The organism is Chitinimonas arctica, from assembly GCF_007431345.1.
GTDB lineage: Bacteria > Pseudomonadota > Gammaproteobacteria > Burkholderiales > Chitinimonadaceae > Chitinimonas > Chitinimonas arctica.
Genome location: NZ_CP041730.1, coordinates 1684985 through 1711143 on the forward strand (window position 1 = coordinate 1684985; position 26159 = coordinate 1711143).

General features: G+C 62.2%; 26 protein-coding genes. 19 read left to right on the plus strand and 7 right to left on the minus strand.

Annotated features, from left to right (window positions below):
• Positions 1–10: 10 nt before the first annotated feature.
• Positions 11–2041, plus strand: a complete 2031-nt coding sequence (recG, locus tag FNU76_RS07530) for an ATP-dependent DNA helicase RecG (protein WP_144277620.1) — start codon at positions 11–13, stop codon at positions 2039–2041.
• A gap of 16 nt (positions 2042–2057) precedes the next feature.
• Here recG and xseA read toward each other — a convergent pair whose 3' ends face one another.
• Positions 2058–3413, minus strand: coding sequence for an exodeoxyribonuclease VII large subunit (gene xseA / locus FNU76_RS07535; RefSeq protein ID WP_144277621.1), 1356 nt, complete (start codon positions 3411–3413; stop codon positions 2058–2060).
• 493 nt (positions 3414–3906) lie between these two features.
• Between xseA and FNU76_RS07540 the strand changes: the two genes are divergently transcribed.
• The 12 genes from FNU76_RS07540 to FNU76_RS07595 all read left to right on the plus strand — a co-directional run bounded on the left by FNU76_RS07540 (position 3907) and on the right by FNU76_RS07595 (position 13215).
• On the plus strand, positions 3907–4944 hold the full coding sequence (locus FNU76_RS07540; protein WP_179958388.1) for a leucine-rich repeat domain-containing protein: 1038 nt from the start codon (positions 3907–3909) through the stop codon (positions 4942–4944).
• 312 nt (positions 4945–5256) lie between these two features.
• Positions 5257–5865, plus strand: a complete 609-nt coding sequence (locus FNU76_RS07545; protein ID WP_144277623.1) for a MotA/TolQ/ExbB proton channel family protein — start codon at positions 5257–5259, stop codon at positions 5863–5865.
• A 3-nt stretch (positions 5866–5868) separates the two neighbouring features.
• A complete protein-coding gene (locus FNU76_RS07550; protein ID WP_144277624.1) occupies positions 5869–6282 on the plus strand; it encodes an ExbD/TolR family protein in 414 nt (137 codons plus the stop codon).
• Between the two features lie 62 nt (positions 6283–6344).
• A complete protein-coding gene (gene lpxK / locus FNU76_RS07555) occupies positions 6345–7385 on the plus strand; it encodes a tetraacyldisaccharide 4'-kinase (RefSeq protein ID WP_144277625.1) in 1041 nt (346 codons plus the stop codon).
• Positions 7366–7551 carry a Trm112 family protein gene (locus tag FNU76_RS07560; RefSeq protein ID WP_144277626.1) on the plus strand — a complete coding sequence of 62 codons (186 nt, stop codon included), beginning with the start codon at positions 7366–7368 and terminating at the stop codon, positions 7549–7551. Before lpxK ends, FNU76_RS07560 begins: the two co-directional genes overlap by 20 nt.
• Positions 7548–8315: a 3-deoxy-manno-octulosonate cytidylyltransferase gene (gene kdsB, locus FNU76_RS07565; protein ID WP_179958389.1), complete on the plus strand. Its 768-nt coding sequence runs from the start codon at positions 7548–7550 to the stop codon at positions 8313–8315. The genes FNU76_RS07560 and kdsB overlap by 4 nt, the downstream gene beginning before the upstream one ends.
• Before the next feature lie 78 nt (positions 8316–8393).
• Positions 8394–9050, plus strand: coding sequence for an adenylate kinase (gene adk, locus FNU76_RS07570; RefSeq protein WP_144277628.1), 657 nt, complete (start codon positions 8394–8396; stop codon positions 9048–9050).
• A gap of 110 nt (positions 9051–9160) precedes the next feature.
• Positions 9161–9781 carry a PAQR family membrane homeostasis protein TrhA gene (gene trhA / locus FNU76_RS07575; protein WP_144277629.1) on the plus strand — a complete coding sequence of 207 codons (621 nt, stop codon included), beginning with the start codon at positions 9161–9163 and terminating at the stop codon, positions 9779–9781.
• A gap of 62 nt (positions 9782–9843) precedes the next feature.
• On the plus strand, positions 9844–10416 hold the full coding sequence (locus FNU76_RS07580; RefSeq protein WP_144277630.1) for an SRPBCC family protein: 573 nt from the start codon (positions 9844–9846) through the stop codon (positions 10414–10416).
• Between the two features lie 23 nt (positions 10417–10439).
• Complete coding sequence (locus tag FNU76_RS07585) at positions 10440–11699, plus strand: 6-phosphofructokinase (RefSeq protein WP_144277631.1); 1260 nt, start codon at positions 10440–10442, stop codon at positions 11697–11699.
• Entirely contained in the window at positions 11696–12082 is a 387-nt protein-coding gene (locus tag FNU76_RS07590; RefSeq protein ID WP_144277632.1) for a hypothetical protein, read from the plus strand. The genes FNU76_RS07585 and FNU76_RS07590 overlap by 4 nt, the downstream gene beginning before the upstream one ends.
• A gap of 293 nt (positions 12083–12375) precedes the next feature.
• The gene (locus FNU76_RS07595) at positions 12376–13215 is read left to right on the plus strand and encodes a leucine-rich repeat domain-containing protein (protein WP_144277633.1); all 840 of its coding nucleotides are present in this window, start codon (positions 12376–12378) and stop codon (positions 13213–13215) included.
• Positions 13216–13340: 125 nt separating this feature from the next.
• Here FNU76_RS07595 and FNU76_RS07600 read toward each other — a convergent pair whose 3' ends face one another.
• The 4 genes from FNU76_RS07600 to mutL form a co-directional block, all read right to left on the minus strand.
• Complete coding sequence (locus FNU76_RS07600; RefSeq protein WP_144277634.1) at positions 13341–15164, minus strand: phosphoenolpyruvate carboxykinase (GTP); 1824 nt, start codon at positions 15162–15164, stop codon at positions 13341–13343.
• Positions 15165–15541: 377 nt separating this feature from the next.
• On the minus strand, positions 15542–16486 hold the full coding sequence (gene miaA / locus FNU76_RS07605) for a tRNA (adenosine(37)-N6)-dimethylallyltransferase MiaA (protein ID WP_144277635.1): 945 nt from the start codon (positions 16484–16486) through the stop codon (positions 15542–15544).
• Positions 16483–17253 carry a hypothetical protein gene (locus FNU76_RS07610; protein ID WP_144277636.1) on the minus strand — a complete coding sequence of 257 codons (771 nt, stop codon included), beginning with the start codon at positions 17251–17253 and terminating at the stop codon, positions 16483–16485. The genes miaA and FNU76_RS07610 overlap by 4 nt, the downstream gene beginning before the upstream one ends.
• Positions 17253–19109 carry a DNA mismatch repair endonuclease MutL gene (gene mutL / locus FNU76_RS07615; RefSeq protein ID WP_144277637.1) on the minus strand — a complete coding sequence of 619 codons (1857 nt, stop codon included), beginning with the start codon at positions 19107–19109 and terminating at the stop codon, positions 17253–17255. Before mutL ends, FNU76_RS07610 begins: the two co-directional genes overlap by 1 nt.
• Before the next feature lie 67 nt (positions 19110–19176).
• Between mutL and FNU76_RS07620 the strand changes: the two genes are divergently transcribed.
• Positions 19177–19569 (plus strand): response regulator, encoded by a 393-nt coding sequence (locus FNU76_RS07620; RefSeq protein WP_144277638.1) that lies wholly within the window; start codon positions 19177–19179, stop codon positions 19567–19569.
• A gap of 10 nt (positions 19570–19579) precedes the next feature.
• Here FNU76_RS07620 and FNU76_RS07625 read toward each other — a convergent pair whose 3' ends face one another.
• A complete protein-coding gene (locus tag FNU76_RS07625) occupies positions 19580–20857 on the minus strand; it encodes an N-acetylmuramoyl-L-alanine amidase (protein WP_144277639.1) in 1278 nt (425 codons plus the stop codon).
• Entirely contained in the window at positions 20809–21306 is a 498-nt protein-coding gene (gene tsaE / locus FNU76_RS07630) for a tRNA (adenosine(37)-N6)-threonylcarbamoyltransferase complex ATPase subunit type 1 TsaE (RefSeq protein WP_144277640.1), read from the minus strand. Before tsaE ends, FNU76_RS07625 begins: the two co-directional genes overlap by 49 nt.
• On the opposite strand from tsaE, the gene queG reads away from it, so the two are divergent.
• The 5 genes from queG to FNU76_RS07655 all read left to right on the plus strand — a co-directional run bounded on the left by queG (position 21301) and on the right by FNU76_RS07655 (position 26126).
• Positions 21301–22407 carry a tRNA epoxyqueuosine(34) reductase QueG gene (gene queG / locus FNU76_RS07635; RefSeq protein WP_144277641.1) on the plus strand — a complete coding sequence of 369 codons (1107 nt, stop codon included), beginning with the start codon at positions 21301–21303 and terminating at the stop codon, positions 22405–22407. The two genes, tsaE and queG, sit on opposite strands and share 6 nt — an antisense overlap.
• Before the next feature lie 48 nt (positions 22408–22455).
• A complete protein-coding gene (gene murI / locus FNU76_RS07640; protein WP_144277642.1) occupies positions 22456–23271 on the plus strand; it encodes a glutamate racemase in 816 nt (271 codons plus the stop codon).
• Positions 23272–23363: 92 nt separating this feature from the next.
• Complete coding sequence (locus FNU76_RS07645) at positions 23364–23879, plus strand: hypothetical protein (RefSeq protein WP_144277643.1); 516 nt, start codon at positions 23364–23366, stop codon at positions 23877–23879.
• 170 nt (positions 23880–24049) lie between these two features.
• A complete protein-coding gene (gene purB / locus FNU76_RS07650) occupies positions 24050–25423 on the plus strand; it encodes an adenylosuccinate lyase (RefSeq protein ID WP_144277644.1) in 1374 nt (457 codons plus the stop codon).
• A gap of 88 nt (positions 25424–25511) precedes the next feature.
• Positions 25512–26126 (plus strand): PEP-CTERM sorting domain-containing protein, encoded by a 615-nt coding sequence (locus FNU76_RS07655; protein ID WP_223879261.1) that lies wholly within the window; start codon positions 25512–25514, stop codon positions 26124–26126.
• Positions 26127–26159 lie beyond the last annotated feature (33 nt).

Here is a 26159-nt window from a genome sequence, read left to right on the forward strand (position 1 = left end):
AAGGGAGCCCATGAAGCTCGATTTTGCCACCCTGCCCAAAGCCACCCTCGCCCGGTTCGCCAAGCTGGGCCTGCAACGGCCGTTCGACCTGGTACTGCACCTGCCCTTGCGCTACGAGGACGAGACGCATCTTTTCACCATCGCCGATGCACCGCTGGGCTCGCCCGTGCTGGTGGAAGGCGAGGTGGTACATGCCGAGGTCACCTTCCGCCCCCGCCGCCAGCTGGTGGCGCGGATCGAGGACGGCAGCGGCGAATTGTTCGTACGCCTGATCAATTTCTATCCCAACCAGCAGCAACAGCTGGCGCTGGGCCGGCGGGTGCGGCTGCTGGGCGAAATCCGGCGCGGCTATTTCGGCGACGAGATGGTGCATCCCAAGGTCCGCAATGTAGGTGACAACAGTGCCTTGGCCGAATCGCTGACACCGGTCTATTCCACCGTGAGCGGACTGAATCAACCCGCCCTGCGCAAGCTGATCGGCCAAGCCCTGCAGCAATGCGACCTGAGCGATACCCTACCGGCGCCCTTATTGCGCGACCTGGCCCTGATGCCGTTCGGCGCCGCCGTGCAATTGCTCCACCACCCCACCCCGGATATCGCTCAGCAACAGCTCAGCGAACGTATCCATCCCGCCTGGCTAAGGCTTAAATTCGACGAACTGCTGGCCCAGCAGCTCTCCATGCGGCTGGCCTACCGGCGCCGGCGCGAGCAGACTGCACCGGTACTGCGCGTGGCCGGGGAAATGGCCGGCCGCCTGACCGACAGCCTGCCCTTCGGCCTGACCGGTGCGCAGCAGCGGGTATTGGCCGAGATACGCCACGACATGGCGTCGCCCCATCCGATGCAGCGCTTGCTGCAAGGCGATGTGGGCGCCGGCAAGACCATCGTGGCGGCGCTGGCCGCCTTGGATGCCATCGAAGCAGGCTACCAGGCGGCGTTGATGGCCCCCACCGAAATCCTGGCCGAGCAGCACTACAAGAAGCTCTCTACCTGGCTGGCGCCCTTGGGCATCGAAGTCGCCTGGCTGGCGGGCTCGCTGCGCCCCAAGGCCAAATTGGCCGCCATTGCCCAGGTGGAAAGCGGTGCGGCCCGCTTGGCGGTGGGTACCCATGCCCTGTTCCAGGAGTCGGTCGCATTTGCCCAGTTGGGCTTGGCCATCGTCGATGAACAGCACCGCTTCGGTGTTCACCAACGCCTGGCGCTGCGCGGCAAGGGCGGATCGCCGCATCAGCTGATGATGTCCGCCACACCGATTCCACGCACCCTGGCCATGAGTTTCTACGCCGACCTGGATGTCAGCGTGATCGATGAATTGCCGCCCGGACGCAGCCCGATCAAGACCCGCCTGGTCAGCGAGGCCCGCCGCGACGAAATGGTCGAGTTTGTCCGCAAGGTGGCGAGCGAGGGGCACCAGGCCTATTGGGTCTGCCCCCTGATCGAAGAATCGGAAACCCTGCAGCTGCAAACCGCCATCGATACCCATGCGGCGCTGTCGGAGGCGCTGCCGGAATTTCAGGTGGGACTGGTGCATGGACGCCTGAAACCCGCCGAAAAGGCCGAGATCATGGCGGCTTTCAGCCGCAACGATCTGCAGGTGCTGGTGGCCACCACCGTGATCGAGGTGGGGGTGGATGTCGCCAATGCCAGCCTGATGGTGATCGAGCACGCCGAGCGCATGGGGCTGGCGCAATTGCATCAATTGCGCGGCCGCGTGGGTCGCGGCGCGTTGGAGTCGAGCTGCGTGCTGCTCTACAACGGCCCGCTGGGCGAAGACGCCAAACAGCGGCTGAAGGTGATCTATGAAAGCACCGACGGCTTTGTCATCGCCCGCGAAGACCTGCGCATACGCGGTCCGGGCGAGTTCCTGGGCAGCCGCCAGTCGGGCGTGCCCATGCTGCGTTTCGCCGATCTGGAACGCGATACGGCATTGCTGGAGCAAGCGCGCGAGGTAGCCGTCCAGCTGCTGGAGCATTCTCCCCATGTGGCGGAAGCACACATGGCGCGCTGGCTGGCCGGCCGCGAGGAACTACTCAAGGCATAAGCCAATCCCCGCCCTGTTAGAAGAGATCACCTTGCTCTACGGGCGCATCGCTGACCACCGCGGCCGCCTCTCCCCGGGCAAAGCGCAAGCGCAAGCGCTGCCCCATCCGCAGTTCGGCGGCATCGCGCACCAGTGAGCCATCCGCGGTTTCCACCAGGCTATAACCACGCGCCAGCACGGCGCTCGGGTCCAAGGCGCCGAAGCGCCCGGCCAGCACGGCCAGATTGGCGGCGGCACGCTCCTGGCCGCGCCGAACCGCCAAGCGCATACGTTGCCGCAGCGCCGCCAACTCCATCAACCGCATGGCCGGCAGCGGCCGCGCCGCACGGTAGCGCTGGCGCAGATGCGCCAGGCGCCAGGTCGAGTCCTGCAGGCGGCGCTGGGCAGCGCGCCTTAAAGCCTGCTCGGCGCGGGCGATGCTTTCGCGCTGGCGCCGCAAGCGTTCGCCCGGATGCACCAGGCGGCGGCCAAGGAAGTCCAGGCGTTGCATCCTGGTCTGCAACACGCGCGTGAAGCCGCGCAGTAGCCCTGCCTGCAATTGCAGCAGGCGGGCTTGCTGCGCCGCGCGGTCGGGCGACACCAGCTCGGCCGCCGCCGTGGGTGTGGCGGCCCGCAGGTCGGCGACAAAATCGGCGATGGTGAAATCGGTCTCATGCCCTACGCCGCACACGACCGGAATCCGGCTGGCGGCGATGGCGCGCGCGAGCACTTCCTCGTTGAAGGCCCACAGATCCTCGATACTGCCGCCCCCCCGGCAGAGGATCAGCACATCCACGTCGGCGCGGTCATTGGCGCGCGCCAGCATGGCCGCGATCCGCTCGGCAGCGCCCTCGCCTTGCACCGGCACCGGATACAGCACGACAGGCAGATGCGGCGCCCGACGGCGCAGGGTGGTAAGCACATCGCGCAAGGCCGCCGCCCTGGGCGAGGTGATCAGGCCGATGGCACGAGGCTGGGTAGGCAAACCGCGTTTGCGCCCCGCATCGAACAGCCCTTCGGCGGCGAGTTTGGACTTCAGCTTTTCGAAAGCTTCGAACAGCGCCCCCAATCCGGCTGGGCGCATCGCTTCGATATTCAGCTGGTAGTCGCCGCGCGCCTCGTACAGCGTCACGGCGGCGCGCGCCTCGACCTTCATGCCTTCACGCGGCTTGAAGGGCAACAGCACGGCACGGTTGCGGAACATCACGCAACGCACCTGCGCACCGTTGTCCTTCAAGGAGAAATAACAGTGCCCGCTGGCCGCCACGGTAAGGTTGGAAATCTCGCCGCTTACCCACAACAGAGGCAGCTCGCGCTCCAACAAGCCCTTGACGGCCCGGTTCAATTCGCTCACCGACCATACCGGGGCCGGGCTTGACAGGAGTTCGTTCATTTGGTCTCGACAGCGGTTCATCCACATTTGTCCGCGGCACGGTAGCACGGCCGGGCAAATTTGACACCTCTGTTACAGCAAACACTTAAATTGTTGATTTAAAAGAAGATAAATTTTTAGCCGGTTTTTTGAGCAGGCCAATGGAAGGCTTGCCCAATGGGCTTTCGCAGACAAATCCACCGCCTTACCCACAAAGTTATCCACAGGCAATGTGCACAAGTGGGGATTCCCCTAGCTGGACCTGCGACAGCGGCTTCCGCAGCCCTCTCCGGCTCGTCCACCGCAGCCAATTCATGCCGGCAGCCAGTGGAAAAGTAGAAAGCATAAGGCGAATCCCTTTCGGGCAAAGCCGGTCATTGTAAAGAATCCATAATCTTGGATTTTTGCTAGAAGACTAAAATCAGTAAAAGGTAATTCACTTACGGAGCGAAGCGGACGTCCCATGAGTCCTCGCAGACCAATCATCCACACCCTCGATCCGGAGGAACAAAATATGAATATTAAAGTATTGAACAGACAAGAATTCGTAGCCAGGCAGCGGATAGAGATATTTCAAGCAGCAGATGGGGACATAATCACGCTAGAAGAAGGCAGCGAAAAATATATCATCAAGCAAATCCCTTCTTCGACTGCGCATGGTGAGGGTCGGGAGAGGCAAACCAAGCCGGTTTTTACTGTCACGCGCGATTACTCTGACATCTCCTGGCAAAAATATGCCTTGCTGTCGATCAAGGAATTTTTCACCCATCGAGGTGGCGTGCCATGGCGGCCAAGCAATGCGAAATTATTCGCCGAAATATTGAATAAAAATCCTCCCCTACCTATGCAGAATACCGGGGTGGCGCAGGCGCGACCTTATAAAATTCGACTTGAAAACGTGTTGAACAAACTGCGTGACGGCAAGCGCCTCGTCACGATCGACCTCAGCGGGGCGGAGCTGGACCAAACAGACGCCATATCTCTCGCCGATACGCTGTCCACACATCACTGCAGCAGTTTGCAGAAGCTTGTTTTAAATGACAACCCAATCGGTGACAAAGGCATCGAATACCTTGCCGGCGCCCTGAAGAAATACCCGAACCTGCACGCGCTGGAATTGCGCAATCAAAATATAAGCGGCAGCTGCTGCGCGGCATTGGCCGGGCTCTTGAAAAACAACCTTAACCTTAAAGTACTGGATCTAGCCGGCAATGGAATCGATACCGCAGGGGCAAGTGAATTAAAATCCGCCATTGGGAACCGACGCACCGCCAACACGGCCACGAAATTCGCGCTTAAGCTCGGAGGGAACAATATTGAGCACGCCGGCGTAAAGCCATTGGCAAAGGCCGTGAGCAGCGGGACAGTCGTACCGAGCGAACCGGGCCTGAAAATGCACCCGCTTGCTGCGATACCGCCGCTTGCGCCGACCAGGAAAGCGCGGGATCCAGCCATGAGGCAAGCATCGGCGCTGCGCAATGCCATCGGCGTCCAGCCGCATCAAGCGCAAACCGCCTCGATGCCGCATTCGACCTCGTTTAGGCTTTCCTAGGACCTGCATCCAGGATGCATGACAGGGTTTACCGGCCTGTCCTCACGCATTCCTTTGGCGCGGCCTGGCAGTGATCCGCCCAGATTCGCCACCTTGCCGTACGCCCGGTGCCACTCCCCCGCCTGCCGGAACCGATATCGGCTACATGGGTCCACACCCCATTCCAAGCCGAGCGATTCCGACCGGATCAGGCCGAACTTCGGCAAATGGGAATGATTACGTAGCCGTATTTACGCAGTCCGCTTGCCGGCCACCCCGCGCACGGCTAAAGTTATGCGGTTTTTTGCACACCTGCCAGGACAAGCTCCCCTTATGCTCGCCATTATCCAGGCTGCCGGTTGGCCGATCTATACGATCATCTTTGCCTCTATCGTCGCCCTTGCCATTATTATCGAACGCCTGGTCAGCCTGCGCCGCTCGCAAGTCCTGCCCGACAGACTCCTTGCCCTGACCGTGCAGGAACTGAAACAGAGCGGCGTCACCACCGACATGCTGTCGCGTTTGCAAGCGAATTCTCCCCTGGGCCGGGTACTGGCCGCCGGGCTCAAGAATGTCAAAAGCTCGCGCGAGATCATGAAGGAATCCATCGAGGAAAGCGGCCGCGCCGTGGCGCACGACCTCGAACGCTTCTTGACCACGCTGGGCACCATCGCCACCGCGGCGCCCTTGCTCGGCCTGTTGGGCACGGTGATCGGCATGATCGAAATCTTCGGTTCGCAATCGCCCAGCGGCAGCGCCAACCCGGCCGTCCTGGCGCACGGCATCTCCGTCGCACTGTACAACACGGCCCTGGGCATTATCGTGGCCGTGCCGGCCTTGGTGTTCTACCGCCACTTCCGTTCCAGCGTGGACAGCTTTATCGTCGAAATGGAACAGCAAGCGATCAAGCTGGTGGAAGTCATCCACGGCGAACGGGGCTAAGCGATGAATTTCCGTCGCGGCCGGCAGCGTGAAGAGCCGGAAATCAACTTTATTCCGCTTATCGACGTGATGTTGGTGATCCTTATCTTTTTGATGGCGACCACCACCTATTCCAAGTTCGCCGAGCTGAAGATCAATCTGCCCACCGCTACTTCCGAGAAGCAGGAGAGCAAACCGCTCGAAATCGAAGTCGCCATCACCAGCGGCGGCGGCTACGCCCTCAACGGCCAGCGCATCAATTACACCGGCCCGGAAAACCTGGCGGCGGAGTTGCGCAAGCTGGCCAATGGCCAGGAGCCGGTGGTGGTAATCAATGCCGACGGCAACAGCAATCACCAATCGGTGATCAATGTGATGGAAGCAGCCCGGATGGCGGGCTATGGTCGCCTGACCTTCGCCACCCAAACGCCGCAGTAGCCAACTCGGCAGCCTGCAAACCCATTCCCGCTCCGGCGGGAATGTTTTTTTGAGCCTCCGCCATGCAAACGCCCGCTTATTGGCAATCGCGCTTTCCCGCCTGCCTGCTACTGCCGCTGGCGGCCGTGTTCGGCCTGCTGGCAGGGCTGCGGCGGTGGCTGTACCGCGCCGGCTGGCTGCGGGCCGCAGCGCTGCCCGTACCGGTGGTGGTGATCGGCAATATCACGGCAGGCGGGGCCGGCAAGACACCCGTGGTGCGCTACCTGGCCGAGCGGCTGTTGGCGGCGGGAATCAAACCCGGCATCGTCAGCCGTGGCTACGGTGGGACGATCGCAGGCGTCGCCGAAGTCCCTGCCGGCGGCAGTGCCGCCGAATTCGGCGATGAACCGCTGCTGCTGGCCCACAGCCTGGCCTGCCCGGTCTTTGTCGGGCGCGACCGTGCCGCTGCCGGCCGGGCCTTGCTGGCCGCCCATCCCGCTACCCAGGTCTTGCTCTGCGACGATGGCCTGCAGCACTACCGCCTGGCCCGCCAGCTGGAAATCGTGGTGATCGACGGCAACCGCGGCATGCAAAACGGCTGGCTGCTGCCGGCCGGCCCGCTTCGCGAACCTACCGGCCGTCTTTTCAGCAGCGACGCCCTGGTGATCAATGGCAAGGGCCCATACCACCCGCCTGCCCACCCAGCCTGCTTCCGGATGCAACTGGAACCCGGCGACGCCTGGAACCTGGCCGATAGCGGGCAGCGCAGGCCGCTGGCGAGCTTCGCCGGGCAGGATCTGGCAGCGCTGGCCGGCATCGGCCATCCTGCCCGCTTCTTTGCCACCCTGAAGGCCGCCGGCCTGGACTGTCGCGAATACCCCTTCCCGGACCACCATGCCTACCAGGCGGCCGACCTGCTCTCCATCCAGGCCGACTGCCTGCTGGCGACCGAAAAGGACGCGGTCAAATTGCGCGCCCTTTTGTCTGCAGGGAGCCTGCCGCACAGTGGTAATATTTGGGTTGTTCCGGTCGCGGCCACGTTTGCGCCCGACCTGGCCGACTGGCTATGCCGGCGGCTCAATACCTTGATGACTGAAGATAAAGATGGACGCCAAACTGCTTGAAATCCTGGTCTGCCCGATCTGCAAGGGCCCACTGTTCCATGACAAAGCCCGTCAGGAACTGATATGCCGCGGCGACCGCGTCGCCTATCCGATCAAGGACGGTATTCCCGTCATGCTGGAAGGCGAAGCGCGCGAGCTGCCCGCGGACGAGGAAGTGGGCCAGTGAGCTTTGTCGCCCTGATCCCGGGCCGGATGGCGTCCAGCCGGCTGCCCGAAAAGCCGCTGGCGGATATCGGCGGCAAGCCGATGATCGTACGCGTGGCGGAACAGGCGCTCAAAAGCGGCGCCAGCGCGGTACATGTCGCCACCGACGATATCCGTATCTACGACAGCGTGCGTGCACACGGCCATTCGGCCCTGATGACCCGTAGCGACCATGCCTCCGGAACCGAACGCCTGGCCGAAGCGGTCGACCTGCTGGGCCTGCCCGACGAAGCCGCGATCGTGAACGTACAGGGCGACGAACCCTTGATCCTGCCCGCCCTGATCGACTCGGTGGCCGCCATGTTGCAGCGCGACAACAGTCTGCCCATGACCACCGCGTGCCACGCCATTACTGGCGCGGAGGACATGTTCAACCCCAATGTCGTCAAGCTGGTACTTGACCAGGCCAGCCGCGCCCTCTACTTTAGCCGGGCGCCGATTCCCTATGCCCGCGACGCCTTCACCCAATCGCGGGAAGCATTGCCGGACGGCCTACCGGTTTTCCGGCATATCGGCATCTACGGCTATCGCGCCGGTTTTTTACGCCGCTACCGCACGCTTGCCCCCTGTGCCCTCGAACAGTTCGAAGCGTTGGAACAACTGCGCGTACTTTGGCACGGCTTTCCCATCGGCGTCAGCCAGGTTTCCCATGCGCCCGAAGCGGGTGTGGATACTCCGGCCGACCTTGAACGGGTCCGCCGCCGCTGGACAGAATTGCACGGATAAGACCGCGCTGCCGGCAAGGCCGGCACGGCAGCGGCTTGTCCGTTTTAAACGAATCAACCAACACCCTGGAATCCCACGATGCGACTGATCCTGTTGGGCGCCCCCGGCGCTGGCAAAGGCACTCAAGCCAACTTCATCAAAGAGAAGTTCGGTATTCCACAAATCTCCACCGGCGACATGCTGCGCGCCGCCGTGAAGGCCGGCACCCCGCTGGGCCTGGAAGCCAAATCCATCATGGACGCCGGCGGCCTGGTGCGCGACGACATCATCATTGGACTGGTCAAGGAACGCATCGCCCAGCCCGATGCAGCCAACGGCTTTCTGTTCGACGGCTTCCCGCGCACCATCCCGCAGGCCGACGCCTTGAAGGAAGCCGGCGTGGATATCGATTTCGTCGTTGAAATCGACGTACCCGATTCGGAAATCGTCGAGCGCATCACCGGTCGCCGCGTGCACTCCGCCTCCGGCCGGGTCTACCACGTCAAGTTCAACCCGCCCAAAGTGGCCGGCAAGGACGACGAAACCGGCGACGACCTGGTCCAGCGCGATGACGACAGCGAAGCGGTGGTCACCAAGCGCCTGGGCGTCTACCACGAACAAACCGAAGTCCTGGTGGGCTATTACGGCCAGCTGGCCCAGTCGGGCAATGCCAAGGCACCCAAGTATATTAAGGTGGCGGGCGTGGGCGCGGTTGACGCCATCCGTGATCGCGTCTTCCAGGCGCTGGGCGCTTAAGGCGTACCGGCAAATGAAAACAGGCGGAATTCCCGCCTGTTTTCATTTGCGCGCGCGGAAAACTATTGCCGCGTACGTCGGTCCGAAGGGGCCTCGACAGGAAGGCAGCCATGTACCACGGTGAACGCTTCAACAGCATCAGCCATCTGATCGGCTCGATATTCAGTGTTACCGGCCTGGTGGTCCTGGTCGTCCTGGCCAGCCTGCAAGGCGATCCGTGGAAGATCGTCAGCTTCAGCATCTACGGTGCCACCCTGGTCGTGCTGTATACCGCCTCCACCGTCTATCACAGCATTCGCCAGCCGCGCGCCAAGGCGTGGCTGCGCAAGCTCGACCATAGCGCCATCTACCTGCTGATTGCCGGCAGCTACACCCCTTTCGCCTTGATCACCCTGCGCGGTACTTGGGGTTGGCTGCTGTTCGGCTTGAGTTGGGGCCTGGCCATCTTCGGCATCGCCCAGGAGCTGACCCTGGGCCGGCGCACCCGGGTGCTGTCGCTGATCCTGTATGTGGTGATGGGTTGGCTGGTACTGATCGCCATCAAGCCCTTGATGGCGGCCCTGCCGGCCGGCGGGCTGGCCTGGCTGGCGGCGGGTGGCGTGGTCTACAGCCTCGGCATCTATTTCTACCTCAACGACGAGCGGGTACGGCACTACCACGGGATCTGGCACCTGTTCGTACTGGGTGGCAGTATCTGTCAATATGTCAGTGTTCTTTTCTATGTCGCTTAGTGCGCGGCGTAAGCCCGGGTTTCCGACTACAATTCCCGGTTTCCCGACCGCTGGAGCCCGTCATGCGAAAATTGCTGCCGCTTGGCCTTGTCAGTCTGCTCGCCTTTCCGGCCCACGCGGCTGAACAGGGCATCGAATTGGCCGTCACCGTCAAGGCGCCGGTTGCCGAGGTCTGGAAGGCCTGGACGACCAGCCAGGGTATCAGCAGTTTTTTTGCGCCGGAAGCGCTGGTCGAGGCCCGGCCTGACGGTGCATTCCATATCATTATCGATCCCTACGCGCCCAGCGGCCTGCAAGGGGCGGACGATATGAAGGTGCTGGCGGTCGAACAGGAACGCATGCTGTCCTTCACCTGGAATGCGCCTCCCCATCTGCCGCAGGCCCGCCAACAACGCACCGTGGTTGTGCTGCGCTTTGCCCCGCAAGGCGAAACCACCCAGCTGACGCTCAGCCACCTGGGCTGGGGCAGCGGTGGCGAGTGGCCCAAGGCGCGCGCCTATTTCGAGAAGGCCTGGCCCAACGTGCTCAAGCAGTTGCAGACCCGTTTCGAGACCGGCAAGCCGCAGGATTGGACCGCCTGGCGCGAACAACTCAAGCAATGGCATGCCAGCGAGGCAGCCAAACCCAAACCCTGATTTCCCATCCCCCGAGACTCACCATGACCGTGAAAAACGCCTTCTACGCCCAATCGGGCGGTGTTACCGCCGTGATCAATGCGTCCGCCGCCGGCGTGATCGAGACCGCCCGCCAGCACGGCGACAAGATCGGCACCGTCTACGCCGGCCGCAACGGCATCATCGGCGCGCTGACCGAAGACCTGATCGACACCTCACTGGAATCGGCCGAGGATATCGCCCGCCTCAAGCACACCCCGTCCGGCGCCTTCGGTTCCTGCCGCTACAAGCTCAAGAGCGTGGAAAGCCATCGCGAACAGTACGAACGACTGATCGAGGTCTTCAAGGCCCACGATATCGGCTACTTCTTCTACAACGGCGGCGGCGATTCGGCCGACACCTGCTACAAGATCGCCCAGTTGTCGGAAACCATGGGCTATCCCATCCAGGCCATCCACGTGCCCAAGACGGTGGACAACGACCTGCCTATCACCGACTGCTGCCCCGGCTTCGGTTCGGTCGCCAAGTATGTCGCCACCTCCATCCGCGAAGCGGGCTACGACGTCGCCTCCATGTCCAAGACCTCGACCAAGGTCTTTATCCTGGAAGTGATGGGCCGCCACGCCGGCTGGATCACCGCTGCCTGCGGCCTGGCCGCCGAAACCGCCGGCGAGGGTCCGCATATCCTGCTGTTCCCCGAAATCGAGTTCGACGAGGAACGCTTCCTGGCCAAGGTCAAGGAAACCGTGGAGAAGTACGACCACTGCGTAATCGGCGTATCCGAGGGCATCAAGAACAAGGACGGCAAATTCCTCAGCGAAACCGGCCTGAAGGACGCCTTTGGCCATGCCCAGCTGGGCGGCGTCGCGCCGACCATCGCCAGCTTGGTCAAGGATAAGCTTGGCTATAAATACCACTGGGCCGTGGCCGACTACCTGCAGCGCGCCGCCCGCCATATCGCCAGCAAGACCGATGTGGAGCAAGCCTATGCGCTGGGCAAGGCCGCCGTCGAGATGGCCCTGGCCGGCAAGAATTCGGTCATGCCCGCCATCCGCCGCCTCAGCGACGCACCTTATCGCTGGGATATCGCCGAAGCCCCGCTGAGCCAGGTCGCCAATGTCGAGAAATTCATGCCGCGCGACTTCATCACGGCAGACGGCTTCCATATCACCGACGCCTGCCGCCGCTATCTGTCGCCGCTGATCGAAGGCGAAGACTACCCGCCGTTCCGCAATGGCCTGCCCGATTACGTGCGGCTGCAGAACGTCGCTATCCCCAAGAAACTGGCCGAGTTCAAGATTTGAAGCCAGCCGCGGATGCCGATGCGCTGCAGCAGTTCTTTATCTCGCTCGTGAACCACAGCGAGACCGCACTGACGCTGCAGTCCTTCCATGCCTCCGCGGGCTGCGGCTGGGTACAGGAACCCGTCGCCGGCGATCTGATTGCCGCCGGCGACGAACGGGTCTGGTGCGGCATGCCGTGGGATCTGGCCTGCCCGGTCGAGGTCGATCTGGATTTGGGCGTGCAGGGTGGCGGTGCGATCCGTATCCGGTTCAGCCGCCGCTACCCGGCGCCCGCCGATGGCAGCCTGCAGCTGGACGCGGCGCACTTGCTGGGTAGCGCCGAACTGCAGCGGGCTGAATCCAGCAGTCCCTTCTTGATGACCATCGTTCGACAGGCGTTTTAGAACGACTGATTATAAGCCTGGCTTTTTCAGTCACTTCCTTACAGCCTGCTTGTTTTTACGCTCTACAAAACGCAACAATTTCACGTTATAGACAAAAGCATGAAAAATATTTTCAGGTGAAAATGAATCTGCGTTGTTATTAACAGGTGAAATTATTGAATAAATACCAGCAAAACCCAGCCTTGCACACCAACGAATATCTGTGTGCTTAGCGCATTGAAATTACTTACTACCCAAACCACATCAACACAAAAAGCACCTATAGTTTTTTATTATAATACTCAAGGAAACACATGCTTAATTCCCCCGTCACTCACCATTCTTCCTTATCATCCCCGAGCCATTCAAATCAACACCCGACTTCCCGCACCGCACTGTTCTCAGCAATTAACCTTTTAAATGCCAACGACACCACGCTAACCAGGCTTTTCCTAGTCAGCGAGCAAATCAATAGCGGGGATATAAAGCTACTGGCCGCAGCGCTTGCCAACAATACGCACCTCACATCAATTTTCTTACAAAGCAATGATATCGGCGACGAAGGCGCGAGAGCGCTTGCCGATGCGCTTGGTAAGAACGGCTCCGTTACTCACCTCAACCTGGGCTACAACAACATCGGTGCAGCAGGTGCAGAAGCGTTAGCGGATGTAATATGCCTAGCCAAGCATCCTGTTAGCCTTGACTTGACTGGCAATAAAATTGGCCCGCAAGGCGCGAGGGCGTTCGCCAAGGTGCTTGAGCAAAATGCACCGCTTGATTATCTCAATCTGAACCGGTGCGAAATCGGTGACGTAGGTGCCACAGCGCTGGCCTTGGCACTGCCAAAAAACAACCAGCTCACCACCCTTTCGCTTGATTCCAATCAGATCGAAACGCTGCCAGCCGTAGAATTGGGTATAGCACTCCATAAGAATAACACGCTTAATCATCTCAGCATGTTCGACAACTGCATCGACGACCCTGGCGCCAAAGCGCTAGCGGCAGGCTTGGGGAAAAATAAAAGCAAGCCGTTTCCTAATTCGCTTCAACTATCCAGAAATACCATAAGCGAGAACGGCCAGGACGCGCTACAGCAAACCCGGACAGACCGCTCCTTCTATGTCAACATTTTATTTGGGGGCCAGCGTCCGTAAAAATCAAGAAGGGTGAACTGAAAGATTGGTCCTGCGCTGAACTCGCTTCCCTACCCATCATTTACAGGCAAGGGCCGGGTCGTTTACATGCCGGCCGCGGGGTGGCCGGCATGTAGCGAACCCGATCAGTTCGCCAGCGTCTCGCTCAGCTGCGCCCGCTTGGCAGCCAGCGCGGCCGGCAGGCGATCGGTCAGCTTGGCCAGCCATTCGCCGTGCAGCACCAGCTCGCTGCGCCAGGCATCGGTGTCCAGTGCCATCAGCTTGGCGAATTGGTCGGGCGTGACTTCGTCCAGGCCGCGCCAATCCATATCGGCGTAGTCCGGCATCCAGCCCAGCACGGTTTCGCGCGCGCTCGCCTTGCCCTGCACGCGGCCGACCATCCATTCCAGCACGCGCATATTCTCGCCGAAACCTGGCCACAGGAACTTGCCGTCTTCGTCCAAACGGAACCAGTTCACGCAGAAAATACGCGGTGCATGTTCGGCACGCTCGCCGATTTCCAGCCAATGCTTGAAGTAATCGCCCATGTGATAGCCGCAAAACGGCAGCATGGCGAACGGATCGCGGCGGGTCTGGCCCTGCGCGCCCATGGCGGCGGCGGTGGTTTCCGAGCCCATGGTGGCGGCCATATACACACCTTCGTCCCAGCCGGCAGCTTCGAATACCAGCGGTACGGTGCTGGAACGACGGCCACCGAAGATAAAGGCCGAGATCGGCACGCCATTGGCATCGTCCCAGGCGGCATCCAGCGAGGGGCACTGGGTGGCCGATACGGTGAAGCGCGAATTCGGATGGGCGGCCTTGCGACCGGTTTCGCGGCCGATTTCCGGCGTCCAGTCCTTGCCCTGCCAGTCGATCAGATGCGCCGGGGCATCCTTGCTCATGCCTTCCCACCATACATCGCCGTCATCGGTCAGGGCGACATTGGTGAAGATGACGTTCTGCTGCAGCATCGCCATGGCATTCGGATTGGACTTCACCGAGGTGCCGGGCGCCACGCCGAAGTAGCCGTTTTCCGGATTGATGGCATACAGGCGGCCGTCGGCGCCGGGCTTGATCCAGGCGATATCGTCGCCCACCGTGGTGATCTTCCAGCCCTGGTAGGTGGCCGGCGGAATCAGCATGGCGAAATTGGTCTTGCCACAGGCGCTGGGGAAAGCAGCTGCCACGTAGGATTTGTCGCCGGCCGGGCTTTCCACGCCCAGAATCAGCATATGTTCGGCCAGCCAGCCCTGGTCACGGCCCATGGTCGAAGCGATGCGCAAGGCAAAGCATTTCTTGCCCAGCAGCGCATTGCCGCCGTAGCCGGAACCGTAGGACCAGATCTCACGGGTTTCCGGGAAATGGACGATGTACTTGGTGTCCTTGTTGCACGGCCACGCCACATCGGCCTGGCCCGCCGTCAGCGGTGCGCCCACGGTGTGCACGCAGGGGACGAAGTCGCCATCGCTGCCCAGCACGTCATAGACAGCCCGGCCCATGCGGGTCATCACGCGCATGGAGGCCACGACGTAAGGGGAGTCGGTGATTTCGATACCGACGTGGGCGATATGCGAACCCAGCGGACCCATGCTGAACGGAATCACATACATGGTACGGCCGGCCATGCAGCCGTCGAACAGCTGGTCCAAGGTGCCGCGCATTTCTGCCGGGGCCATCCAGTTGTTGTTCGGACCGGCGTCGTCCTTGTGCTCGGCACAGACGAAAGTGCGGTCTTCCACGCGCGCCACGTCCGACGGATCGGAGAACGCGGCATAGCTGTTGGGACGCTTGGCCGGATTAAGCTTCACCAGCGTGCCGGCTGCCACCATTTGCGCCAGCAGCGACTCGTTCTCTTCAGCCGAACCATCGACCCAGTGGATCGCGGCAGGCTTGGTAAGGGCGGCCACCTTGGCGACCCAGGCGAGCAGGGCTTGGTGTTTGATATAAGCGGGGGGCGCAAACTGCATGAAAAACCTCGTCGAGAGTAGCAAGAACTGGCCGCACTACGCTTGCGGTGGCGTGCACGGAAGAAATCAAGGGCGTAATTCTCGCAAATTCAGCGGCGTTAGTCGCAACTAAATTGTAGCAAGCAGTTGCTTGACTACGGAAAATGGCGGGTGATGCAGCGAATTTTGACCGCAAGAGATTCGCGAATTGGGTGCTTTGCATCGATAAGCGCACTGCCCAACAAAGTAGACGGACACACCAATAAGCAATACGTTCATTAAAAATCAAATAGATAACGGGATGCCGCGCTTACTTCCAGTCAACACATCACAGTTTCGCTGCCGTTGCCGCGGCAAAGTGGGAAATCCTGTAGTCCATAGGACTTCCCCACCCGGCACTACGGCAGCGTTGCCTCGATACAAGCCAACACCGCCGCCTCCAAATCCGGCCGCAGGCAATCGAAGGCCTGCGTATCGTCCATGCCGCGCAACCAGGTAATCTGGCGTTTGGCCAACTGGCGGGTGGCGGCGATGCCAGTCTCGCGCAGGCCGGCCATGTCGATATAGCCTTCCAGGTATTGCCAGGCCTGCCGATAGCCGACGCAGCGCATGGACGGCATATCGGGATCGAGCGGGTAGTGGCGCCGCAGCGCCTCCAATTCATCGAGCAGGCCGTCCGCCAGCATCTGCTCGAAGCGCAGCGCGATACGGTCATGCAGCACGGCCCGCTGCTCGGCCAGCAGGGCGATCTTGCAAAGCCGGTAGGGCAAGGCCGCGTTGCTCTGTTCCGCCAGCCACTGCGACATGGGCTTGCCCGAGACCAGCACCACTTCCAGGGCCCGGCCGATCCGCTGGCTGTCGTTGGCGCTTAAGCGGGCAGCGGTAGGCGGGTCGAGTTGCGCCAGCCGCGCATGCATGGCCGGCCAGCCCGACTCGGCCGCGTCCGCCTCCAGTTGGGCGCGCATCGATGGATCGGCGCGCGGCAGATCGTGCAAGCCATATTGGAGGGCGTTGAAGTACAGCATGGTGCCGCCGACCAGTAGCGGAATCTTGCCGCGCGCGCTGATATCGGCCATCAGCGGCAAGGCATCGTCGCAAAAACGCGCGGCCGAATAGCTTTCGGTCGGGTCGATCAGGTCGATCAGATGATGGGGCGCCTCCGCCAGGGTAGCCGCATCGGGCTTGGCAGTGCCGATATCCATATCGCGGTAGACCAGGGCGGAATCGACCGAGATCAGCTCCACCGGCAGTTGCCGCAACAGGCTGACCGCCAGCGCGGTCTTGCCGCTGGCGGTGGGGCCCATCAGAAAGATGGCCGGCGGCAGTACACCGTGGGCGCTCATGATGCCCTCCCCGCCAGGCGGGTAGCCACCAGGCCCACCAACAGGCCGGCGACCAGCGCCGGTGCGAAGGCCCAGCCACCCAGCGCGTCCGCGCTATGCCCCAACACCATGAAGAACACCGCAAATCCCATCAGTCCGGTCAGAAAACCGCGCAGGGCCAATAACAAGGCATCGCGGCCGGCATTGGCGAAGGTAAAGGCCGGGATCACCGTCGCCGCGACCGGCGCGCCTGTGAAGATACCGGTCAGGGTCGGACCGAACAGGCTGGCGGCCGCGGTCAGCGACAGCACCAGCGTAGCGGCCGCCAGCATGCGCGTCACCAATTCGATGCGCGGCAAGCGGGCCGGCGGCGGTGCTGCCTGGGGCTTGGGCAGGCATCGGGTCGCCGCCAGCCATAGGCCGGGCAAGACCGCCAAACCCAGCAGGGCGGAATGGGACAGTCCGGTGAAATCAAGCGCCAGGCCGGCCGTGACATAGCCGGCCCAACCGATCGGAATGGCGATATACCAACGCCACCGGGCACTGGCATAGCCGACCAGCAGCATATAGACGATATTGGCCCACACACCGACCGGCGCGGCCCGGGCCACCTCGATCGCGTACGGACTGCCCTGGCTCAGCCACAGCGCCAATACCACCGGTCCACCCACCAGCGGCAGGCCGCCCATCAGGCCGGCCACATTGGGCCCCCAACGCTTGCCGGCCAAACTGGCGAGGCCGATCAGCGCCGGCGCGGCAAATATCTTGACCAATAGCGCGGTACTCATCACTGGCCCCGCATGAATAGTTTGTCCAACTCGTTCATCGACAGCCTGAACCAGGTGGGCCGGCCGTGGTTGCACTGACCGGACCGTTCGGTCGCTTCCATCTCGCGCAGCAGCGCGTTCATTTCCGGCAAGGTGAGGCTACGATTGGCGCGCACCGCGCCGTGGCAGGCCATGCTGGCCAACAGCTCGTCGCGTTTTTCGGTCAGTACGCGGCTGGCGCCCACCTCGCGGATATCGGCCAGGACCGAGCGGGCCAGTTCGACCGGATCGGCATCGCGCAACAACATGGGAATCGAGCGCACCGCCAGTTGATTCGGGCCCAGTACCGCCATCTCGAAACCCAGTTGGGCCAGCGCCTCGCCGTGCTCCTCCACCGTCGCCACATCGAGCCGGTCGGCCGGGAAAGCCAATGGAATAAGCATGGGCTGGGTTGGTAGGCTATCGGTATCGAGCGCAGTTTTTAGCTTTTCGTATACCACCCGCTCATGGGCAGCATGCATATCCACCACGATCAAGCCGTCGCGGATCTGGGCCAGTACATAGACGCCATGCAATTGCGCCAGCGCGAAACCCAGCGGCGGGAAATCGTCTTCGCTCGCAGGCAGTCCGTTGCGCGCGGCAACCGGACTGAACGATGGCGGTGCGCTACAGGCCGGCGCTTTCCGCTCGGCCTCGCGCACCCCGCTGAACAGGGTGCCGTAGAAGTCTCCAGCGCCCTCGGTACGGGACGCCAGCGGCATGCGGATCTGCTGGAAACTCGGTGCCGCGTAGGGTGCCGGTGCCGCTGCTTGCGCAAAGGGCGACGTCTCGGCGTCCGCCGGCACGCCATCGGTCAGTGCCGTCGCACCGACAGCCGGCAAGGCGCCGGCACGGGTACTCGCCAAGGCCTTGTTGAGCGAATGGAACAGAAAGCGGTGGATGGCTTGCGATTCGCGGAACCGTACCTCGGTCTTGGTGGGATGGACATTCACGTCGACCCCTTCCGGATCCAGCTCGATAAACAGCACATAGAGCGGTTGGCGATCCAGGTGCAGTACATCGCGGTAGGCTTCGCGCACCGCGTGCAGCACCACCTTGTCGCGCACAAAACGGCCATTCACGAACACGAACTGGGCATCGCGGCCCGAGCGTGAAATGGTCGGCGAGCCGGCGAACCCGCGCAGGCGCAGCGGACCGGCGGCTTCGTCGATGGCCAGCATGCTGTCGGCGAATTCGTTGCCCAGTACCGCGCGCATGCGCTCGGCCGGGCTCTCCATCTTGAGACGCCACTGCACCTTGCCATTGTGGGTCATCATCAAGGCCAGATCGGGCCGGGACAGCGCGATGCGTTTGAATACATCCTCGCAGTGGGCGTACTCGGTACTGGCAGTCTTCAGGAATTTACGGCGGGCCGGCACATTGAAATACAGATCGCGCACTTCGATGGTGGTGCCCGCCGCCAACGCGGCCGGCTCGGCCTCGTGGATCTGGCCATTATCGGCAGCCACCCGCCAGGCTTGGTCCCCGCCGGCCAGGCGGCTGCTCAGCAGCAGTTGCGAGACCGAGGCGATACTGGCCAGGCCCTCGCCCCGAAAACCGAGGGTACTGACCCGGTGCAGGTCTTCCAGGCTGGCGATCTTGCTGGTGGCATGGCGGCTGAGCGCCAAGGCCAACTCCTCGCGCGCGATGCCGCCGCCGTCATCGCTGACCCGTATCAGTTTGCATCCCCCTTCGGCGAGGTCTACGCTGACAGCGCCGGCCCCCGCATCCAGACTGTTTTCCAGCAACTCCTTCAATGCAGAAGCCGGCCGCTCCACGACCTCGCCGGCAGCGATCTGATTGACTAGGTGGTCGGGCAAGGGGCGGATTTTGGACATCTGGCAACACTAGCGGCAAGGAGAGCCGGCAGTATAACAGCCGGCCCGGCACCGCCCGGGAGAAGGAATGATGGGGGAAAAACCAAGCTTTTACGTCATTGATGACGATAGCGTACTGCGCTCGCTGATCCGCGGCATCCTGTCCGATGCCGGTTTTCTTTATGCCGGTTCAGCCGTGAATGGCGAGGAGGGCTTGAAGGGCTGCCAGGACAAATCCCCGACCATCGTGCTGCTCGACATCAATCTTCCCGGCTCGGACGGCATCGACGTGCTGGCCGCGCTGCGGCGCATGCGCCGCCCCCCACGGGTCGTCATGGTCAGCGGCGAAGCGACCTTGCCGCGGGTCAAATCGGCGATGAGCCTGGGCGCCTGCGGTTTTGTCGTGAAACCCTTCACCGCCGCCAAATTGATCACCGCCGTGGAAAACTCCCTGCGGCAGCGCGATTCGCCGATCTCGTAGAAGCGATCGTCTAAACGAGCTTATTGCGCGCCAGCGGCGGGTTCTTCGCCAGGTAGCGCTTCAAGCCATTCAGCAAGGCATCGGCCATCTTGTCCTGGTAGTTTTCGTCCGCCAGCTTTTTCTCTTCTTCCGGATTGGAGATAAAGGCCGTCTCCACCAGGATGGAAGGGATATCCGGCGCCTTTAGCACGGCAAAGGCCGCCTGCTCGACCTGGCCGCGATGCAGCCGGTTGATTTCACCGATTTGCGACAGCATGGCCTTGGCCAGCTTGAGGCTGTCGTTGATGGTGGCGGTCTGGGTCAGATCCAACAGGGTTTGCGCCAGGTGCGGATCGCGCACATTCATCTTCACCCCGCCGATCAGATCCGATTCGTTCTGCGTTTGCGCGAGCCACTTGGCGGCGGTACTGGTCGCTCCGCGCTCACTCAGGGTGAAGACGGAAGAGCCGCGCGCATCGGGCTTGACGAAGGCATCCGCATGGATGGACATAAACAGGTCGGCGCCGACCTTGCGCGCCTTCACCACCCGCTGGCCCAGGGGCACGAAGTAGTCGTCGTCGCGCGTCAACACCGCCCGCATGTTCGGCTGCTTGTCGATCATGGCCTTGAGCTTCTTGCCGATGGCAAGCGTGACCGTTTTCTCATAGGTCCCGCCCTGCCCGACCGCACCGGGGTCTTCGCCGCCGTGGCCGGGATCGATGGCGACGGTCACCAGCCGGCTGATATCCAGCTTGTCGCGTTGCTCCGCCGGATCGGACGCAGGCTTGCCCGGCCCCTTCTCCGGCTTGCCGGCCGGCATGTTCTTACCGTCGTCCAGCAAGGCCAATAGCGGGTCCTCCGGCTTGGCCGGATAGAGGTCGATCACCAAGCGGTGCTGATACTCGCCGAAGGGCTCCAGGGTGAAGACCTGCGGCTTGATTTCGGCCTTCAGGTCCAATACCACCCGCACGGTGCCGGGCTTGTAGCGGCCAGCCCGCAGTTGCTTGACGTAGGGATCCTCGCTGCCGATGCGCTGGCCGATGCTGGCCAGTTCATTGCCCCAGTCGGCGCCCTCCAGATCGACCACCAGCCGATCCGGATCGGGCACCATGAACTGGTTGAACTTCAGCGGCGCGGTCGATTCGACCGTGATACGGGTATAGGCGTGGGAAGGCCAGACGCGAACGGCCACCACCCCGCTGCCGGCGAAGGCGCGGGGGGCAATGCCAAAAAGCAGCCCCGCCACCGCGCCCTGCAGCATCAAGCGGCGGGTGGGGTCGGGGCGGAAGCGGTCAAGGTTGCGAGACATGCAGCTCCGTTGGGTGTGCTGGCGACGAGCCGGAAAGCGCGTCCTTGGGCTTGCGGAAGAAGATCGACGGTCCAGTCCGGTTGCGGCAGCAGATCCGCCGCCTTGTCCGGCCATTCCACCAGGCAGACGCTGGCCGGATTGAACATCTCCCGGAAACCGGCGTCCTCCCACTCAAGCTGATCAGCAAACCTATATAAATCAAAGTGATGGAAGTATAAGTTAGAAACTACGTAAGGTTCAACCAATGTATAGGTAGGGCTTTTCACCCTCCCCACGTAACCCAGGCCGCGCAATATACCGCGCGTCAGGGTGGTCTTGCCCGCTCCCAGGTCGCCCTGCAGGAAAATTACCAAACCGCCGCGCAGCGCTTGCGCGAGCACTTCGCCCATGGCCAGCGTCGCGGCTTCGTCTGGCAGGAAGGCGCTCAGGGTATGATCTTGGCTATGCATGAAGTCACTCAATCCGATGCTGAACGAGACTGGGCCGCCCTGGCCGCCGATATCAAGCGCTGGGCGGCCGAGCTGGGTTTCGACGCGGCCGTGATCGGCGACGCCGACCTGGGCCCGGCGGCAGAGCAAAATCTGCAAGCCTGGCTGGCCGCCGGCAATCACGGCGAGATGGATTATATGGCGGCGCACGGCACCAAGCGCGCCCGTCCCGCCGAATTGGTACCCGGCACCCGCCGGCTGATCTCGCTGCGCATGAATTACCGACCGCCCAAGGCCCGCGATAGCGAGGCCGTACTGGCCGACGGCGAAGCTGCCTTCGTCTCGCGTTATGCACTGGGTCGCGATTATCACAAGGTGCTGCGTAATCGCCTACAGAAACTGGCAGAACGTATCGAAAAAGCAGTCGGCACATTCGGCTATCGCCCCTTTGTCGATTCGGCACCGGTCATGGAAGTGGAGGCCGCCGTGCGTGCCGGGCTGGGTTGGCGCGGCAAGCACAGCTTGCTATTGAACCGCGAGCACGGCTCGTTTTTCTTCCTGGGCGAGCTGTTTACCGACCTGCCACTGCCCTTGGACCCGCCCTTGCCGCAGGAACACTGCGGCCGCTGCACCAAGTGCATCGATATCTGCCCCACCCAAGCCATCGTCGCGCCTTACCGGGTCGACGCCCGCCGCTGCGTGTCCTATCTGACCATCGAGCTGAAGGGCGCCATACCCGTCGAATTCCGTCCCTTGATCGGCAATCGCGTCTACGGCTGCGACGATTGCCAACTGGTTTGCCCGTGGAACCGTTTCGCGGTGGACGCAACGGAAAGCGATTTCGCCGTACGCAATGGCCTGGATGACGTCAGCCTGGCCGAGGTCTTCGGCTGGACCGAGGCGGAATTCATGCAAAAACTGGCCGGCACCGCCATCTACCGCATCGGCTATGAGCGCTGGCTGCGCAATATCGCCGTCGGCCTGGGCAATGCACCCGGCACCCCCGCCGTGCTGGCGGCCCTGCACGCACGGCGCGACGATCCTTCCGATCTGGTACGCGAGCATGTCGCCTGGGCATTGGCCCAACACGCGGAGCGGACACGCCCGGCACCAAACAAGTAAAATCGAATACCCGCGACACCACGCCGCCCCTTCTCCAGAGTTCCCGCCATGCCATTAGCACGCGCCTCCCGCCCCATCGGGGTTTTCGACTCCGGCATCGGTGGCCTGACCGTCACCCGCGCGCTGATGGAACGGCTGCCTTTCGAAGATATCGTTTATTTCGGCGATACCGCGCGGGTGCCGTATGGGGTGAAATCCGTCAGCACCATCGAGCAATTCACCCACCAGATCGTCGATTTCCTGCTGCAGCATGAGGTCAAGCTGCTGGTGATCGCCTGCAACACCATGGCCGCCGTCGCCGCCGATTCCGTACGCAGACGGGTCTCGGTACCGGTGCTGGATGTCATCGATGCCGGCGCCCGCAATGCGGTCGCCACTACCCGCAGCGGCCATATCGGCGTCATCGCCACCCCGACCACGGTCAACTCCAATGCCTACGCCCGCGGCGTGCATGCCTTGAATCCGGAGGCGCGCGTCTATTCGCAAGCCTGTCCGCTGCTGGTGCCCCTGGTCGAGGAAGGCTGGCTTGACCACCAGGTGACCCGCTTGACCGCGCAAGAGTATCTGCGGCCGGTACTCGCCGAAAACATCGACACCCTGGTCCTGGGCTGTACCCACTACCCGCTACTGAAACCGTTGCTGGCACAGGAAGCAGGCCCCACCGTGCGGCTGGTCGATTCGGCCGTCAGCGTGGCCGAGCAAGTGGCCGGTACCCTGATCGAACTGGATCTCGCCAATCCACAGCGCGGCGAACCGAACTATCGTTACTACGTTACCGATATCCCCTTGCGCTTTCAGACCATGGGCGAGCGTTTCCTGGGCCGAAGTCTCAAGCATCTGGAGATGGTGCATTTGGGCAATTGACTAGCGAGCGCTTGGTTTGACGTGCCATCATTCGCCATGCGCCGCGAAGCTCGCTTTGTAATCTTTCCTAATTAAAATCCGGAGACATCACCATGAAACACCTTTCCGCCCTCGGTCTCGCCTTGGCCCTCTCGCTGCTGGCGGGCTGCGCCAGCGCCCCCGTCGAGCCTGCTGCTCCAGCGAAGCTGCCAAGGCCGCCCAAGCCGGTGGAACAGCTGAAACCCGCCGAATCCGTCCGCCCCGTGCCCGCCGCCCAGCCGATCGCCCAAGCAGCAGCCACAGCATCCGCCACCCCCTTGGTGGGCCGCTGGGAAGGCAAATGGACCATCGACAGCATGGGCTACGAAGGCAAGACCGTGATCGAGATCGAGCAGCTCAACGGCGACAACGTGATCGGCAAGGCCACCATGTTCGACACCCCCTATGGCGACCTGAGCGAGCCCTTCGCGCCCGGCACCTTCAACAGCGGCAAGCTGGTGGTCAAGCACCAGAACGCCAACTACACCCTGACGCTGGGCGAAAAGGACGGCAAGCTGCGCCTGACCGGCCCCATGACCTACAACAGCGACGCCGGCAGCTATAACGGCAATATCCGCGTCAGCAAGTAATGCTGAAAGGCCCGTCGCCCCGGTAAAAACCGGCGCGGCGGGCTTTATTTCATCGCCCCTTCGGCAAAATTACCGCACTGCCGTCCGGCCGCTTTTTTCTTGCACGCGCGTGGGCCCATAGCCGTCCGTGCTAAAATCCCGCGCTTGTTTTGACTGGATTTTTGCCCGCGATGACGCTCTCTACCCTTACCGCCCTTTCCCCGCTCGACGGCCGTTACCACAAGCAGGTCAACGCCCTGCGCGACTGCTTCAGCGAATACGCGCTGATCAAGCATCGGGTTCGCGTGGAGGTGGAGTGGCTCAAGGCACTCGCCAGCGAGCCGGGCATCATCGAAGTGCCGGCTTTTTCCGCCGCCACCATCACCGAACTGGACGAGCTGGTCAGTCAGTTCACCGAGGCGCATGCGCAAGAGGTGAAGGCGATCGAAAGCCGCACCAACCACGACGTCAAGGCCATCGAGTACTGGCTGAAGGAGCGCTTGTCGGGGAATCCCGAAATCGGCCCGGTCAGCGAATTCCTGCATTTCGCCTGCACCTCCGAAGACATCAATAACCTGTCGCACGCGCTGATGCTGAAGGCCGGCCGCGAACAGGCCATGCTGCCGCAGCTGACCGCCATCGTCGACCGGCTCAAGGCCATCGCGCAGGAATTGGCCGACAAGCCCATGATGTCGCGCACCCACGGCCAGCCCGCCACCCCGACCACCATGGGCAAGGAATTCGCCAATGTCGCCTATCGGCTGGAACGCCAGCTCAAGCGCATCGGCGAAGTCGAACTATTGGGCAAGATCAATGGCGCGGTCGGCAACTACAACGCCCACCAGGTCGCCTACCCCGAAGTGGACTGGCCCGCTTTCGCCCAGCGCTTCGTCGAATCGCTGGGTATTGCGTTCAATCCCTACACCATCCAGATCGAACCGCACGATTACATGAGCGAGTTGTTCGACGCCTTTGCCCGCGCCAACACCATCCTTATCGATATGAACCGCGATATCTGGGGCTATATCTCGCTGGGTTTCTTCAAGCAGAAGGTCAAGGAAGGCGAAGTCGGCAGCTCGACCATGCCGCACAAGGTCAATCCCATCGACTTCGAGAATTCCGAAGGCAATCTGGGCATGGCCAACGCCATGCTGACCCATCTCAGCCAGAAGCTACCGATCTCGCGCTGGCAGCGCGACCTGACCGACTCGACCGTGCTGCGCAATATGGGCGTCGCCTTGGGCTACACCCTGCTTGGCTATGCCTCGGCCATCAAGGGCCTGGACAAGCTGCAGGCCAATCCGGACGCCATGGCGCGTGACCTGGATGCCAATTGGGAAGTGCTGGCCGAGCCAATCCAGACCGTGATGCGCCGCTACGCCGTGCCGAACGCCTACGAGCAGTTGAAGGACCTTACCCGCGGCAAGGCAGGCATCAACCGCGACACCCTGCACGCCTTCATCAAGACCCTGGCTATACCCGATGAAGAGAAAAACCGGCTGCTGCAACTCACTCCGGCCGGCTATATTGGCTACGCCACGGAACTGGCGAAGCAAATCAACTGAGCCACGCACGGCGCCGCGGCGGTCTTTCGGCTGCCGTGGCGCCCTGCCGGCCATACATACGCAAACTGCACTTCAAGGAGCATCACGCATGAGATCCTCGTTACTGGCATTGGGTTTGATGGCCGCGGCATTTTCCGCCTCCGCGCAGGCCGATCTGAATTACTCGTTCGATACCGATGCGCAAGGCTGGACCGCCACCGATGGTGTACTCAGCCATGTCGCCAGCGGCGGTAATAGCGGTGGTTTTCTGTCCATCCATGATGGCAACGATGCCAGCATGCTGGCCATCGCGCCCGGCTCCGCGCTGGGCAGCTGGTCCAGCTACCTGGGCGGCACGCTCTCCTTTGACGGCCTCAACCTCAGCGCCGAATCGGCCGACTGGGACGGGTTCGGCGAAGTGACCATCTTCGGCAGCGCCGGCTCGGTCACGCTCAAGGTCGCACCGCCCGCCTCGCCCTCCCAGGATGGCCAATGGCATCGCTATTCCGCCCTACTCTCGCCGACCCTGTGGGGCAGCAATCTGGCAGCGGTATTGAACAATGTCACCGGCGTCACCATCCAGACCGAATTCCATAACGGCGTCTCCGAAACGGCCGGTCTCGATAATTTCAAGGTAGCTGCGGTACCAGAACCTGAAACCTATGCCCTGTTGCTGGCCGGCCTGGGCCTGGTCGGTTTGGCTGCCCGCCGCCGTCGCGGTTAAGATCGCATCCATGTGCCGGTGCGGTACTGTCCG